Source organism: Pseudomonas flexibilis (assembly GCF_000802425.1).
GTDB lineage: Bacteria > Pseudomonadota > Gammaproteobacteria > Pseudomonadales > Pseudomonadaceae > Serpens > Serpens flexibilis.
The window spans coordinates 104,172-118,267 of the sequence record NZ_JRUD01000027.1 but is presented as its reverse complement, the minus strand read 5'-3'; the positions used below and the strand labels follow the sequence as shown (position 1 = coordinate 118,267).

The 14,096-nt window shown below is 63.1% G+C and carries 17 protein-coding genes; 7 read left to right on the top strand and 10 right to left on the bottom strand.

The window, feature by feature from the left end; translation table 11 throughout:
* On the top strand, positions 1–190 hold a 190-nt coding region (locus SF06_RS18615), incomplete at its 5' end, for a hypothetical protein (RefSeq protein WP_211253776.1).
* Between the two features lie 236 nt (positions 191–426).
* On the opposite strand, the gene tyrS is transcribed toward SF06_RS18615, so the two are convergent.
* On the bottom strand, positions 427–1,626 hold the full coding sequence (gene tyrS / locus SF06_RS16005) for a tyrosine--tRNA ligase (RefSeq protein WP_039562641.1): 1,200 nt from the start codon (positions 1,624–1,626) through the stop codon (positions 427–429).
* Positions 1,627–1,805: 179 nt separating this feature from the next.
* Here tyrS and SF06_RS16000 point away from each other — a divergent pair, with 179 nt between their 5' ends.
* Both SF06_RS16000 and SF06_RS15995 read left to right on the top strand, forming a co-directional pair.
* Positions 1,806–3,179: a peptidoglycan DD-metalloendopeptidase family protein gene (locus SF06_RS16000; protein WP_027590658.1), complete on the top strand. Its 1,374-nt coding sequence runs from the start codon at positions 1,806–1,808 to the stop codon at positions 3,177–3,179.
* 2 nt (positions 3,180–3,181) lie between these two features.
* Positions 3,182–4,273, top strand: coding sequence for an anhydro-N-acetylmuramic acid kinase (locus tag SF06_RS15995; RefSeq protein ID WP_039562640.1), 1,092 nt, complete (start codon positions 3,182–3,184; stop codon positions 4,271–4,273).
* Positions 4,274–4,329: 56 nt separating this feature from the next.
* Here SF06_RS15995 and erpA read toward each other — a convergent pair whose 3' ends face one another.
* From erpA to argC, 4 genes are all read right to left on the bottom strand, one after another.
* Positions 4,330–4,680 carry an iron-sulfur cluster insertion protein ErpA gene (gene erpA, locus SF06_RS15990; RefSeq protein ID WP_027590656.1) on the bottom strand — a complete coding sequence of 117 codons (351 nt, stop codon included), beginning with the start codon at positions 4,678–4,680 and terminating at the stop codon, positions 4,330–4,332.
* Between the two features lie 71 nt (positions 4,681–4,751).
* The gene (locus tag SF06_RS15985) at positions 4,752–5,177 is read right to left on the bottom strand and encodes a bactofilin family protein (RefSeq protein WP_027590655.1); all 426 of its coding nucleotides are present in this window, start codon (positions 5,175–5,177) and stop codon (positions 4,752–4,754) included.
* Between the two features lie 5 nt (positions 5,178–5,182).
* Positions 5,183–5,902, bottom strand: a complete 720-nt coding sequence (locus SF06_RS15980; protein WP_039562637.1) for a DUF6776 family protein — start codon at positions 5,900–5,902, stop codon at positions 5,183–5,185.
* On the bottom strand, positions 5,902–6,936 hold the full coding sequence (argC, locus tag SF06_RS15975) for an N-acetyl-gamma-glutamyl-phosphate reductase (protein ID WP_039562636.1): 1,035 nt from the start codon (positions 6,934–6,936) through the stop codon (positions 5,902–5,904). Before argC ends, SF06_RS15980 begins: the two co-directional genes overlap by 1 nt.
* Positions 6,937–7,074: 138 nt before the next feature.
* On the opposite strand from argC, the gene hemJ reads away from it, so the two are divergent.
* From hemJ to coq7, 3 genes are all read left to right on the top strand, one after another.
* Complete coding sequence (gene hemJ, locus SF06_RS15970) at positions 7,075–7,503, top strand: protoporphyrinogen oxidase HemJ (protein WP_027590652.1); 429 nt, start codon at positions 7,075–7,077, stop codon at positions 7,501–7,503.
* A 73-nt stretch (positions 7,504–7,576) separates the two neighbouring features.
* Positions 7,577–7,918: a histidine triad nucleotide-binding protein gene (locus tag SF06_RS15965; RefSeq protein ID WP_039562635.1), complete on the top strand. Its 342-nt coding sequence runs from the start codon at positions 7,577–7,579 to the stop codon at positions 7,916–7,918.
* Between the two features lie 88 nt (positions 7,919–8,006).
* On the top strand, positions 8,007–8,654 hold the full coding sequence (gene coq7, locus SF06_RS15960; protein ID WP_039562634.1) for a 2-polyprenyl-3-methyl-6-methoxy-1,4-benzoquinone monooxygenase: 648 nt from the start codon (positions 8,007–8,009) through the stop codon (positions 8,652–8,654).
* Between the two features lie 55 nt (positions 8,655–8,709).
* On the opposite strand, the gene SF06_RS15955 is transcribed toward coq7, so the two are convergent.
* Positions 8,710–9,132: an OsmC family protein gene (locus SF06_RS15955; RefSeq protein ID WP_027590649.1), complete on the bottom strand. Its 423-nt coding sequence runs from the start codon at positions 9,130–9,132 to the stop codon at positions 8,710–8,712.
* A 229-nt stretch (positions 9,133–9,361) separates the two neighbouring features.
* Between SF06_RS15955 and crp the strand changes: the two genes are divergently transcribed.
* Positions 9,362–10,006 (top strand): cAMP-activated global transcriptional regulator CRP, encoded by a 645-nt coding sequence (gene crp, locus SF06_RS15950; protein ID WP_027590648.1) that lies wholly within the window; start codon positions 9,362–9,364, stop codon positions 10,004–10,006.
* A 52-nt stretch (positions 10,007–10,058) separates the two neighbouring features.
* On the opposite strand, the gene trpC is transcribed toward crp, so the two are convergent.
* The 4 genes from trpC to trpE are packed head-to-tail and all read right to left on the bottom strand — an operon-like array spanning position 10,059 to position 13,983.
* Positions 10,059–10,859 (bottom strand): indole-3-glycerol phosphate synthase TrpC, encoded by an 801-nt coding sequence (gene trpC / locus SF06_RS15945; protein WP_039562633.1) that lies wholly within the window; start codon positions 10,857–10,859, stop codon positions 10,059–10,061.
* A complete protein-coding gene (gene trpD / locus SF06_RS15940) occupies positions 10,856–11,902 on the bottom strand; it encodes an anthranilate phosphoribosyltransferase (protein WP_027590646.1) in 1,047 nt (348 codons plus the stop codon). Before trpD ends, trpC begins: the two co-directional genes overlap by 4 nt.
* On the bottom strand, positions 11,899–12,495 hold the full coding sequence (locus SF06_RS15935; RefSeq protein WP_039562632.1) for an aminodeoxychorismate/anthranilate synthase component II: 597 nt from the start codon (positions 12,493–12,495) through the stop codon (positions 11,899–11,901). The genes trpD and SF06_RS15935 overlap by 4 nt, the downstream gene beginning before the upstream one ends.
* 3 nt (positions 12,496–12,498) lie before the next feature.
* Positions 12,499–13,983: an anthranilate synthase component I gene (gene trpE, locus SF06_RS15930; RefSeq protein ID WP_027590644.1), complete on the bottom strand. Its 1,485-nt coding sequence runs from the start codon at positions 13,981–13,983 to the stop codon at positions 12,499–12,501.
* Between the last annotated feature and the right edge of the window lie 113 nt (positions 13,984–14,096).

The following is a 14,096-nucleotide window of genomic DNA, read 5'->3' as shown; positions in this document are numbered from 1 at the left end:
CAAAAACCTTTGGTTTTTCCCGTCTTTTATTTTTGATGCTGTTAATTTTCGGCCTATCACTCGATGCATCCACAAGCACCCACACGAATTGCTTGATTCAGTTGTTAAAGAGCGTTTCGATCTGACCGAAGGTCTCAACCGAGGCCGCGCATTCTACAGCGGCCGTTTTGCCTGTCAAGCGTTGATTTGAACTTTTTCGTTTCATCTCAACCGCTTACCACCCAGAGCCGGTTCAACCAGACTCTGCAGCGGGAGGCGAATCATACAGCGCCAAACGACACTGTCAACCCCGCCTCGACCAGCAGCCCGCTTCCTCTAGCGAGCCCCACCAGGCAGATCCGAACATCCAACTCGTTGATTTACAAGGAGTTTTCAGCAGCTCTGCGCTGGAAGTGGGGCGCATTATAGGGGCGCCCCACACAATCGTCAACCCTTATTCAGGCTAATGCGTGCGAAAGCCTTCTTCCCTGCCTGGCAGACATGCGTTGCGCCCAGCTTGAACTGAAAGCCCCGGCCTACCACAGCTCCATCGATCCGCACGCTACCGGCGCTCAGCAGGTCGCGCGCGCCCGCCGCATTCTTTACCAGGCCCGCCTGGTTGAGAACGGCGGCGATAGGCATATCCTCGGCCGACTGCAGTTCAATTTCCGGCAGATCCTCGGGCAGTTCGCCATCTTTCATGCGATTACCTGCGGAACGGTGCGCGCTGGCTGCCGCTTCCTCGCCATGGAAACGAGCGACAATCTCTTCAGCCAGCTTGATCTTGATGTCGCGAGGATTCGCCCCTTCCGCCACGTCGCGCTTGAAGCTTTCGATCTCCTCCATCGAGCGGAAGCTGAGCAGCTCGAAGTAGCGCCACATCATGGAGTCCGGCAGCGAAACCAGCTTGTTGTACATAACGCCCGGTGCTTCCTGGATTCCTACATAGTTGCCCAGCGACTTGGACATCTTCTTCACGCCATCCAGCCCTTCCAGCAGCGGCATGGTCAGGATGCACTGCGGTTCCTGTCCATAAGACCGCTGCAGTTCGCGCCCCATGAGTAGATTGAACTTCTGGTCGGTACCGCCCAGCTCGATATCAGCCTGCAGCGCCACCGAGTCGTAGCCCTGGACCAGCGGGTATAGGAACTCATGGATGGCGATCGGCTGATTGCTGGCGTAGCGCTTGCTGAAATCATCCCGCTCCAGCATCCGCGCCACTGTGTAGTTGGAGGAAAGCCGGATGAAGTCAGCAGGAGACAACTTGTCCATCCAGGTCGAGTTGAAGGCGACCTCGGTGCGCTCCGGATCGAGAATCTTGAACACCTGAGCCTTATAGGTTTCCGCGTTCTCCAGCACCTGCTCACGGGTAAGGGGCGGCCGGGTGGCGCTCTTACCAGACGGGTCACCGATCATCCCGGTGAAGTCACCAATCAGGAAGATCACTTGATGGCCAAGCTCCTGGAACTGGCGGAGCTTGTTGATCAGTACCGTATGACCCAGGTGAAGATCCGGAGCAGTCGGGTCGAAGCCAGCCTTGACGCGCAGCGGCTTGCCCCGTCGCAGCTTGTCTACCAGCTCCGCCTCCACCAGAATCTCATCCGCCCCGCGCTTGATCAGCGCCAACTGCTCTTCCACAGACTTCATAGACGCCTCGGCACCCTGAGTTTGAAAACCCGTAAAGATACAAGATCGGGGCCCAAAAAAGAATTTGTCAGCGGCGCAGCGAGTTACCACACGTCACGCCGGCCTGGGTCAAGGTTGCCCCGGCTTTTCTTTGCTTATATTTTCGTCAGTCATTTTGGTAAGAATTCCGTCATCCCGTCATGCAGCCACTCAAGACCCGCCGCCCGCTATACCCCAAAGGCCATTTGCTGGCCGCCAGCGGCATTGCCGCGCTGCTGAGCCTGGCGCTGCTGGTGTTCCCCTCCCGCGAGGTGGAAGCCAAGAAGACCTATCTCAGCCAGGAACTGGAACTGGCCCACAGCTCCTTTCTTCAGGAGGCCGTGCCACCCACGTCGCCGCTGGAACTCGAGGAGCCTCAGGAAGATCCCTTTGCACAGATCGCGAGTGAAGAGGGTGCGAACGAACCTGAAGTACCTTGGCAGATGCGCGTCACGGTGAGCCGCGGCGACACCCTGTCTACCATATTCAGCCAGGTGGGCCTGTCGGCCGGCTTGCTGCACGAGATGCTCAACAGTAGCAAGGAGGCTCGCCAGCTGGGTCGCATACGGGAAGGCCAGGAACTCGATTTCCACTTCTCTCCGGACGGACAGCTGCAACGCCTGAGCTCACCGCTGTCCCAGCTTGAAACCATCCAGATCCAGAAGACCGAAACCGGCTATACGTTCGAACGCGTCCTGGCCGATCCGGAGATGCGCCAGGCCTACGCCCACGCGACCATTACCAGCTCACTGTTCGATGCCGCCAACCAGGCCGGGCTTAGCCACAGCCTGATCATGGACCTGGCCAATGTCTTCGGCTACGACATCGACTTTGCGATGGACATCCGTGAGGGCGACGAGTTTGACGTGCTCTACGAGCAAAAGACGCTGAACGACGAGGTCGTCGGCAGTGGTGCGATCCTGGCTGCCCGCTTTGTCAATCGCGGTACGACCTATACCGCGGTGCGCTACACCACCAGCAAGGGCGAAACCGGGTATTACACGGCCGAAGGCAACAATGTACGCAAGGCCTTCATCCGCACCCCGGTGGACTTCGCGCGCATCAGCTCGCGTTTTTCAAAGGGCCGCAAGCACCCCATCCTGAACAAGATCCGCGCCCACAAGGGCGTGGACTACGCTGCGCCGCGCGGCACGCCCATCAAGGCAGCCGGCGATGGCAAGGTCATTCTGGCCGGGACCAAGGGCGGCTACGGCAACACCGTGGTTATCCAGCACGGCTCGCGCTACCGGACCCTCTATGCCCATATGCAGGGCTTCGCCAAGAATGTACGCACAGGCTCCACCGTGAAGCAGGGGCAGATCATCGGCTACATCGGCACCACGGGACTGTCCACCGGACCGCATCTGCATTATGAGTTCCAGGTTAACGGCACCCACGTTGACCCCCTGAGCCAGAAGCAGCTGATTGCCGATCCGCTCAGCGGCAAGGAAAAGCAGCGCTTCCTCCAGCACAGCACCCCGCTGATGGCTCAGCTGAATCAGGAGCGCTCCGTCATGCTGGCACGCAAGGACTGAGTATGCCTCTCTATCTCGGCGTCATGTCCGGGACCAGCCTGGACGGTCTGGACATAGCGCTGGTCGAGCAGCACGACCGCACCCGGCTGCTCGGCCACCACTATATTCCGATGCCTTTGGCCCTTCGCGAGCAACTGCTGTCCCTGTGCTGCTCCGGAGACGACGAACTGGCCCGCGCCGCGCTGGCGGAACAGCAGTGGGCATCTCTGGCTGCCCAAGGCATTGCATCGCTGCTCCGTCAGCACAACCTCAAGCCGCGGCAGATCCGCGCCATCGGCAGCCACGGCCAGACGGTTCGCCACGAACCCGTCCGGGGATTCACGATCCAGATCGGCAACCCCGCCCTGCTGGCCGAACTTACGGGCATCACGGTGGTAGGTGACTTCCGTCGTCGCGATGTCGCTGCTGGCGGACAAGGTGCCCCCCTGGTGCCAGCGTTCCACGAAGCACTGTTTGCCGATACCGGCACGGCGCGCGCGGTACTGAACGTCGGGGGCTTCAGCAACCTGACGCTGCTGCACCCTGACCAGCCGGTAGCCGGTTTCGATTGCGGTCCGGGCAACGTGCTGCTCGATGCCTGGATTCAGGTATGCCGGGGCGAAGCTTTCGATAACAACGGCGATTGGGCCTCTTCAGGGGAATTGAATGCGCCGCTCCTCCAGAGCCTGCTCGATGAGCCCTTTTTCGCCCAAGCCGGTCCGAAAAGTACCGGTCGCGAGCTGTTCAACCTTCCCTGGCTGCAGGCGAAGCTGACCAAGTTCCCGACGCTGGCCGAGGCCGATGTGCAGCGCACGCTGCTGGAGCTGACGGCCTTAAGCATTGCCGACGCGCTGCTGAAGCGTCAGCCCAGCACCCGGGAACTGCTCGTCTGCGGCGGAGGCGCCCATAACCGCGCGCTGCTGGAGCGCCTGGGCAGCCTGCTGCCTGGCATGGACGTTTGCATTACGGATGAGCGCGGCGTGCCTGCGGACTGGATGGAGGCCATGGCATTCGCCTGGCTGGCCCACTGCTGCCTGGAGCGTATTCCCGCCAATCGGCCAAGCGTGACCGGGGCGCGCGGCCTGCGCATCCTAGGCGCCATCTACCCGGCCTGAGTGACAAAACAAAAACGCCGCGCCCGAGGGCACGGCGTTTTAACCGACAGTCCTGTTCAGATGGAGAAGGATTGCCCGCAGCCACAGGTGGTGCTCGCGTTCGGATTGTTGATCACGAACCGCGAACCCTCGAGGCCTTCCTGGTAATCCACCTCAGCGCCAGCAAGGTACTGGAAGCTCATGGGATCAACCACCAGACTGACCCCTTCACGCTCGACGACGGTATCGTCATCGGCGATGTCTTCATCGAACGTGAAACCGTACTGAAAGCCGGAGCAGCCTCCGCCGGTCACGAACACCCGCAGCTTCAGGCGCGGATTGCCTTCTTCCTCGACCAGGCTCTTCACCTTATGTGCCGCCCCCTGGGTAAAAATCAGCGGACTGGGGGTGAAGGATTCAACACTCATGCTGGAAATCTCCCGGCATCAAGCCAAACAACGTGGCCGGCATTATCCGCTTACCCGAGTAAACCAGTCAATTATTCGGCGACGACTTCCGCAGGCGCCGGCAGCTCCAGCGGTGCATCGCCTTCGCGAATGGCGTACAGGCGCCCCTCAATCTGTGCACCCATGGCCATCTCCATCAGCCCGTAGTAGAGGTTGCCGCGCAGGCGGGCACCGCTTCCAAGCTCGACGTGCTCGGAAGCATGGACATCGCCGGTCACCTCGCCATCCAGGATGACGTGCTGAGCGTGAATCTCGCCCTCGACCAGACCACCCGTGGAGACCCGTACCAGTCCTTCCTCGGCGATCAGATTACCCTGCAGCCGGCCATCCAGCTGAACAGCGCCCTTCACGCGCAGATCGCCTACCAGCAGTGCGCCAGCGGCGATGATGCTGGTCTTGCCGTTATAGCGCTGCAGATCGGCAGACGCCGGCTTGTTCTTATTGCTGTTGCTCCACATGGCCATTACTTCTTCTCTTCATTCCAGTTGTAAGTACGTTCCAGCGGTTGGCGCTGGCCCTTGATATCGGCGCGTACCTTGACCTGACTGGGGGTGAAATCCTCAGGCAGGTTCAGCTCGGCATACCGTGCACCTTCCGGGAAGGCTTGCAGGTGGCGGAAGGCGAAGGATGTGGTGCTTGTCCACTCCTTGGAAAGTTCGGCAAGGTCCAGCTCCACCTCTGCGCCCTGGCGTTCGCCGACCACGCTGATGCGCACCTGCCCCTCCAGCGGCTTGTCATCCGTGCCCACCCGACTCAGCAGCAGCTTGTAGCGATACAGCAGCGGATCGTCCGTGCTCTGCAGCTCGAACGAGCGGATACGCAGACCCTCGCGGCGGCTGGCCGGCGCCAGTACCCCCTTGTAGAACGCCAGGTCCTGCTGCAGCTTGTAGATCTGCTCTTCCAGAAGCTTGATGGTCTGCCGGCTCTGCTCGTTGGCCTGGCGGCCCAGGCGCTCGCCGCTGGACAGCACGGCCTGCATCTGCTGCGACTGCTCCAGCTCGCGGCTGACCTGCTCGTAATGCTCTTCCAGAGCTTCCAGCTCGCGAATACGCTCTCGGCTATCCTCGCCCCCTTTCCAGTAGGCACCCAGCACCAGCAGCGGCAGGGAGAGCAGCAGCACCGTCAGTAGAATTCGCTTGCGGCGCTGATGACGCGGATCCAGCGTTTTGACTTCCCACATCATCAGGGCAGCATCCCCGCATGACTCAGGCCGAGACGCTCATCCAGGCCGAACATGATGTTCAAGTTCTGTACCGCCTGGCCGGATGCGCCCTTGACCAGATTGTCGATCACCGACAGCACCACCACCAGGTCGCCCTGCTGCGGCCGGTGCACGGCCAGGCGGCAGACGTTGGCGCCGCGCACGCTGCGGGTTTCCGGATGACTGCCAGCCGGCATCACATCCACGAAGGGCTCGTTGGCGTAACGCTTTTCGTAGAGTGCCTGCAGGTCGACGGAGCGGTCAGCCACACGGGCATACAGGGTGGCGTGGATACCCCGGATCATCGGTGTCAGGTGCGGAACGAAGGTCAGTCCGACCTCTCCACCGGCTGCGCGACGCAAGCCCTGGCGAATCTCCGGCAAGTGCCGGTGGCCCTTGACCGAGTACGCCATCATGCTTTCACCGGCCTCGCAGAACAGAGAGCCCACCTTGGCGCCACGACCGGCGCCACTGACGCCCGACTTGCAGTCGGCAATCAGCGTGGTGGGGTCGGCCAGACCCGCTTCCAGCAAAGGCAGCAGACCCAACTGGCTGGCGGTCGGGTAGCAACCCGGCACGGCGATCAGACGCGCGCCGCGAATCTGCTCGCGGTTGACTTCCGGCAGGCCATACACGGCTTCGCCGAGCAGCTCGGGCGCTCCATGGGGCTGGCCATACCAGGCGGCCCACTCCTCGGCATCCTGCAGGCGGAAATCGGCGGAGAGATCGATCACCCGGGTGCCCGCAGCCAGCAACTCGCCGGCCAGCGCATGCGCCACGCCATGCGGCGTCGCGAAGAAAACCGCATCGCAGTCGCCCAGCGTGGCGCTGTCCGGCACACTGAACGCCAGGTTGTCGTAGTGGCCGCGCAGGTTGGGGTACATGTCCGCCACCCTGACGCCAGCTTCGGAGCGCGAGGTGATCACCGCCACCTCGACCTGCGGATGCTGGGCCAACAGCCGCAGCAGTTCGACCCCGGTATACCCGGTGCCCCCAACGATTCCGACTTTGATCATTTCACGCCCCTCAGTCGAGCCACACAAAGGCCGCCGATGATAAGACCGTCGCGTGTCGCGGCCAACCACTGAGATGACGCCCACCCGGTTTGTTACTACTATCGGCAGCCCTCTCGAAAACCTTAAGGACGCCGCTCGATGCTCTATCTCTGGCTCAAGGCCCTGCACATCATTGCCATGGTGTGCTGGTTCGCCGGTCTCTTCTACCTGCCGCGCCTGTTCGTCTACCACGCCATGAGCGATGACCAGGCCAGCCGTGATCGCTTCTGCATCATGGAGCGCAAGCTGTATCGCGGCATCATGCTGCCCTCCCTGCTTGCCACGGTGATCCTGGGTATCGCCATGCTCGCCCTCAATCCGGGCCTGTTCGCCACCGGCGGCTGGATGCATGCCAAGCTGACCCTGGTGGTACTGCTGATCGGCTATCACCACATGTGCGGCGCCCAGCTCAAGCGCTTCGCCCGGGGCGAAACCCCGCACGGCCATGTGTACTATCGCTGGTTCAACGAAGTCCCGGTGCTCTTCCTGCTGGCGATTGTCATCCTTGTGGTGGTCCGGCCGTTCTGAACGGACTGGCGGCATGGGCGATTCCTGATCGCCCTCACTACACTGGGAGTTCCCGCCTGTCCGGAGCCCCACCGTGGAGTGTCTGTTCTGCAAGATCGCTGCCGGGGAGATCCCCGCGCAACGCCTGTATGAGGACGATCTGGCGATCGCCTTCCAGGATGTCAATCCGCAGGCGCCGGTGCACTTCCTGGTCATTCCCCGGAAGCACATCGCTACCCTGCATGACCTGGATGAACAGGCCGACAAGTCGCTGGCCGGCCATCTGCTCCTCGTCGCCCAGCGGCTGGCTCGGCAGCTGGGTTGCGACAAGGGCTTCCGCGTGGTGATCAACAGTGACGCCCTGGCCGGGCAAACGGTGTTCCATCTGCACCTGCACGTACTCGGCCAGCGCCCCTTGTACTGGCCGCCCGGCTAGTCGCTACCCCAGCCGGCGCGCTGACGCGAATCAAAACCGCAATGCCGCGATGCAGTACACTCTGCCGCCAGTCGACCCGGAGACCCTCATGGCCAGCGAACGTCACTATTCCCCCGCAGATCGCCTGCTGCAGCAGGTCGACACCGTGCTGCGCACCCTGCTGCCCTTCAGCGGACCGTCCACGCGGCCTTCGCCGGCCGTCCTGGAAGAGGAGACCAGCCTGGACGAGCAGAGCAAACGCCACATTGCCGGACTGATGCGCATCAATCACACCGGCGAAGTGTGCGCACAGGCGCTTTACCAGGGCCAGGCGCTGACCGCCAAGCTGCCGCACATTCGCGAAGCCATGGAGCAGGCCGCTGATGAGGAGATCGATCACCTGGCCTGGTGCGAACAGCGTGTCCGTGAGCTGGGCAGCCGCACCAGCCTCCTCAATCCGCTGTTCTATGGCTTGTCATTCGGCATCGGCGCCACTGCCGGCCTGATCAGCGACAAGGTCAGCCTGGGCTTCGTGGCCGCCACCGAGGACCAGGTGGTCAAGCACCTCGACGAGCATCTGGCGCAGATTCCCCGCGAAGACGCCAAGAGCCGCGCCATCCTCGAACAGATGCGCACCGACGAGCAGCTGCACTCCAGCAATGCCCTGGCAGCCGGTGGCTATCGCTTCCCCGCCCCGATCAAGTTCGGCATGTCACTGATGGCCAAGGTCATGACCAAGAGCACGTACCGGATCTGAATCCACCGGCCCACGAAAAAGGCGCCCGCAGGCGCCTTTTTCGTTCTTGCGGCCATCAGCCCAGCTCGACGATCTCGTAGCTGTGGGTGATATCTACGCCCGCACGACCCAGCATGATGGATGCCGAGCAGTACTTTTCGGCGGACAGCTCCACCGCCCGCTTGACCTGCGGTTCCTTCAGCCCACGCCCCTTCACCACGAAGCGCAGGTGGATCCGGGTAAACACCTTCGGGTCCTCCGTGGCGCGCTCGGCGTCCAGAAACGCCTCGCAGCTCTCCACCGCCTGGCGGGACTTCTTCAGGATGCTTACCACGTCGAAGCTGGAACACCCACCCAGACCCAGCAGCAGCATCTCCATGGGCCGCACGCCCAGGTTACGACCGCCGCTTTCCGGCGGACCATCCATCACCACCACATGCCCACTACCCGATTCGCCGAGAAACATGGCCTCGCCGGCCCATTGGATGCGTGCTTTCATTCGTCCCGCTCGTCCCACTGGAAAAGGCGCGCAGCTTAGCACAGCGCGCGTGGGCCTCTTGGCCAAAGCACTGTGACCCAGGCGACGTGTTCCGTGTGATTACCCTCACGAAGGTTTAACATCGCCCCCTGTTGGCTGTTAAGTTGCCACTACTTAAATGGCACACTCACCGGGCATAACTAAAACAAATACGTTCCACAGGACGTACCACGTATTGGGGATTCAGGGCATGGTCGCTATCAGTCTCGCTTCCAAGAACAAACATCTGGACAAGCTGCTCGTGCATTGCCACCGGCGGCGTTACACCGCCAAAAGCACGATCATCTACGCGGGGGATCGCTGCGAAACGCTGTTCTTCATCATCAAGGGCTCGGTCACCATCCTCATCGAGGATGACGACGGTCGCGAAATGATCATCGCCTATCTCAACACCGGGGACTTCTTCGGCGAGATGGGGCTGTTCGAGAAGGAAGGTTCGGAGAAGCCGCGCAGCGCCTGGGTTCGTGCCAAGACCGAGTGCGAAGTGGCGGAATTGAGCTACGCCAAGTTCCGCGAACTCATCCAGCAGGACCCGGAAATCATGTTCGCCCTGGGCAGCCAGATGGCCGAACGCCTGCGCAACACCACCCGCAAGGTCGGCGACCTGGCCTTCCTCGACGTCACCGGCCGCGTCGCGCGCACCCTGCTCGATCTGTGCAAGCAGCCTGACGCCATGACCCACCCGGACGGCATGCAGATCAAGATCACCCGCCAGGAGATCGGCCGTATCGTCGGTTGCTCGCGGGAAATGGTCGGCCGCGTGCTCAAGTCCCTGGAGGAACAGGGTCTGGTGAACGTGAAAGGCAAGACCATGGTGGTGTTCGGCACCCGCTGAAACCCAGCCATAAAAAAACCGGCCTCAGGGCCGGTTTTTTTATGGCTGGGTTTCAGCGCGCGGGAAAGAACAGGCGCTTGAGCTCGGCCCCCGGGTCCTCGGCACGCATGAACGCCTCGCCGACCAGGAAACCATACACCCCGTTGGCCTCCATCCGCTCGACGTCGGCGCGGCCAAGAATGCCGCTTTCGGTGATCACCATTCGGTCGGCCGGCACCCGCTCCTTGAGCGCTAAGGTGGTGTCGAGGCTGACCTCGAAGGTGTGCAGGTTGCGGTTGTTGATGCCCAACAACGGGGTATCCAGGCGCAGCGCACGCTCCAGTTCGGCGCCGTCATGCACCTCGACCAGCACATCCAGCCCCTGCGCCTTGGCCACCGCCGCCAGCTCGGCCATCTGGCCGTCCTGCAGGTTGGCGACGATCAGCAGCACGCAGTCGGCGCCCAGCGCGCGGGCTTCGACGATCTGGTACGGATCGATCATGAAGTCCTTGCGGATCACCGGCAGCGAACAGGCGGCGCGCGCCTCCTGCAGGTAGGCGTCGCTACCCTGGAAGAAATCGATGTCGGTCAGCACCGACAGGCAGGCGGCGCCGCCGGCCTGATAGCTGCGGGCGATCTCCGCTGGCGCGAAGTGCGGACGGATCACGCCCTTGCTCGGCGAGGCCTTTTTCACCTCGGCGATGACCGCCACCTCGCGGCGCGCGGCACGCTCCTGCAGGGCACGGGCGAAGCCACGCGGCGCATCGGCCTGCTTCGCCAGGCGCTCCAGCTCGTCCAGACTCACCCGGCCACGGCGTTCAGCGACTTCTTCGGCCTTGCGGGCAATAATCCGCTCCAGCACGCTCAGGCTCATTGCGCAGCCTCCTGGCGGAACACGGCGGTGAAGGACACCAGCTCCTGCAGCTTGTCCAGGGCCAGGCCGCTGTACAGCGCATCGTGGGCCATGTGGATGCCATCCTTCAGCGTGCCGGCCACACCGGCGACATACAGCGCCGCACCGGCGTTGAGCACGATCATGTCTGCGGCCTTCTGACCGTTCTCGGTCTTGCGCCGACCCAGCGCGTCGGTGATCAGCGCCAGCGATTCCTGGGCATCGTTGACGGTCAGGCCGATCAGACTCTGGCTCCTGATGCCGAAGTCCTCCGGCAGGATGTCGTACTCGCGGATTTCCCCGTTGCGCAGCTCGGCCACGTGGGTGGGTGCGGCCAGACTGATCTCGTCCATGCCGTCCTTGGAATGCACCACCATCACGTGCTCGCTGCCCAGCCGGCGCAGCACCTCGGCCATGTGCCGGCACAGTTCCTTACTGAACACACCCAGCACCTGGCGTTTGACGCCCGCCGGGTTGGACATCGGCCCGAGGATGTTGAACAGCGTGCGCAGACCGAGCTCGCGGCGGGCGTTGCCCGCATGGCGCATGGCGCCGTGGTGCGCCGGGGCGAACATGAAGCCCACGCCCACGGTGTCCACGCAACGCGCCACTTCCTCGGGCTTGAGGTCCAGATACACGCCGGCGGCTTCCAGCAGGTCGGCACTGCCGCTCTTGCCGGACACCGCTCGGTTGCCATGCTTGGCCACCTTGCCGCCGGCCGCCGCCACCACGAAGGACGCCGCGCTGGAGACGTTGAAGATGTTCATGCCGTCGCCGCCGGTGCCGCAGTTGTCGACCAGGTTGGCGCCCGGCACGTTGACCGGGGTGGCCAGTTCGCGCATCACCTGCACGGCACCGACGATCTCGTCGATGCTCTCGCTCTTCATGCGCAGGCCCATCAGGAAGGCGCCGATCTGCGCGTCGGTGCACTGGCCGGTCATGATCTGGCGCATCACGTCCTGCATTTCCTCGGTGCTCAGGTCCAGGTGGTTGACCACCCGGTTGAGGGCATCCCTGATGTTCATTGGCGCACGCCTCCGGACTGTTTCAGAAAGTTGGCAAAGAGCTCGTGGCCCTGTTCGGTGAGGATGGATTCCGGGTGGAACTGCACGCCCTCGATATTCAGGGTCTTGTGGCGCAGGCCCATGATCTCGTCGACGCCGCCGTCGTCGCGTCGCGTCCAGGCGGTGATCTCCAGGCAGTCGGGCAGGCTGTCGCGCTCGACCACCAGCGAGTGGTAGCGGGTCACGGTCAGCGGATTGTTCAGCCCGGCAAACACGCCCTGGTCCGCGTGGAACACCGGGCTGGTCTTGCCATGCATGGCTACCCGCGCGCGTACCACCTTGCCGCCGAACGCCTGGCCGATGCTCTGGTGGCCCAGACATACCCCGAGGATCGGCAGCTTGCCGGCGAAGTGCAGGATCGCCTCGATGGACACGCCGGCTTCGGTCGGCGTGCAGGGCCCCGGCGAGACCACGATGCGCTCGGGCTTGAGCGCTTCGATCTGCGCGATCGTGAGCTCGTCATTGCGGATCACGTGCACATCGGCACCCAGCTCGCCCAGGTACTGCACCACGTTATAGGTGAAGGAGTCGTAGTTATCGATCATCAACAGCATGGCTTACGCTCCTTCCGCTTCGGACGAGGCCAGCGCCACCGCGCGAAACATGGCGCGGCGCTTGTTCAGGGTTTCTTCCCACTCCAGCGCGGGCACCGAGTCGGCGACGATGCCGGCGCCGGCCTGCACGTGCAGCTCGCCGTCGCGGATCACCGCCGTGCGGATGGCGATGGCGGTATCCATGTTGCCGTTCCAGGCCAGGTAACCCACCGCGCCGCCGTAGATGCCGCGCTTGACCGGCTCCAGCTCGTCGATGATTTCCATGGCGCGCACCTTCGGCGCCCCGGACAGGGTGCCGGCCGGCAGAATGGCGCGCAGCGCATCCATGGCCGACAGCCCGGGTTTCAGCTGACCGGTGACATTGGAAACGATGTGCATCACGTTGGAATAGCGTTCGATCACCATCTTCTCGGTGACCTTCACCGAGCCGGTGTTCGACACCCGGCCCACATCGTTGCGGCCCAGGTCGATCAGCATCAGGTGCTCGGCCAGCTCTTTGGCGTCGGACAGCAGGTCCTGCTCCAGGGCGCGGTCGGCCTCCTCGTTGGCGCCGCGCGGACGGGTGCCGGCGATCGGCCGCACGGTGACCTCGCCGTCCTCGACGCGCACCAGCACTTCCGGCGAGGAGCCCACCACGTGGAAGTCGCCGAAGTTGAAGAAGTACATGTAGGGGGTGGGGTTGAAGCAGCGCAGCGCGCGGTAGAGATCGATGGGGGCGGCCTGGAAGGGAATCGACATGCGCTGGGAGATCACCACCTGCATGCAGTCCCCGGCCAGGATGTATTCCTTGATCTGCCGAACCGCCTGCTCGAAGGCCTCCTGGCTGAAGCTGGAGCGGAACACCGGCTCAGGCCCCTTCGCCCGGTCGAAGTCCAGCCCCGGACGTGGCGTGATCGGCTGGCGCAGCCGCTCGCGCAGGGCCTGCAGACGCTGCTTGCCGGCGTCGTAGGCATCCGCCTGCGCCGGATCGACCAGCACGATGCAGTGCAGCTTGCCGGCGAGGTTGTCGAAGACGACCACCGAGTCGGACACCATCAGCAGGATATCCGGGGTGCCCAGCGGATCGGGATTCGGGCATTGCGCGAGCTTGCGCTCCACGTAACGCACGCTGTCGTAGCCGAAGTAGCCCACCAGGCCACCGTCGAAGCGCGGCAGGCCGGGCAGGGTCGGCACGCGATAGCGCGCCTTGAACTGCTCGACGAAGTCCAGAGGATCGTCGACCTCGGCCTCTTCGACCAGCGCGCCGTTGTCGTGCACCTGAACCTGGTGGCCGTGCACGCGCAGCACGGTGCGGCTGTACAGACCGATGATGGAGTAACGCCCCCATTTCTCACCGCCCTGCACGGATTCGAGCAGGTAGGTATGTGGCTGGTCGGCCAGCTTGAGGTAGAGGGAAAGCGGGGTATCGAAATCAGCCAGCGTCTCGAACGCCAGCGGGATGCGGTTATAGCCGTCGGCGGCCAAACGCAGGAATTCTTCGCGGGTCATGTCAGCCTCGTGGTCGGAGGGGCAAAACAAAAGGTCGGGCAAACGGGCCGGCGCGGCCGGCAGGAGAAAGTCAGGCGCGCCAGCGCCAACGGGCCAGGGCCTTGAGAACTTTC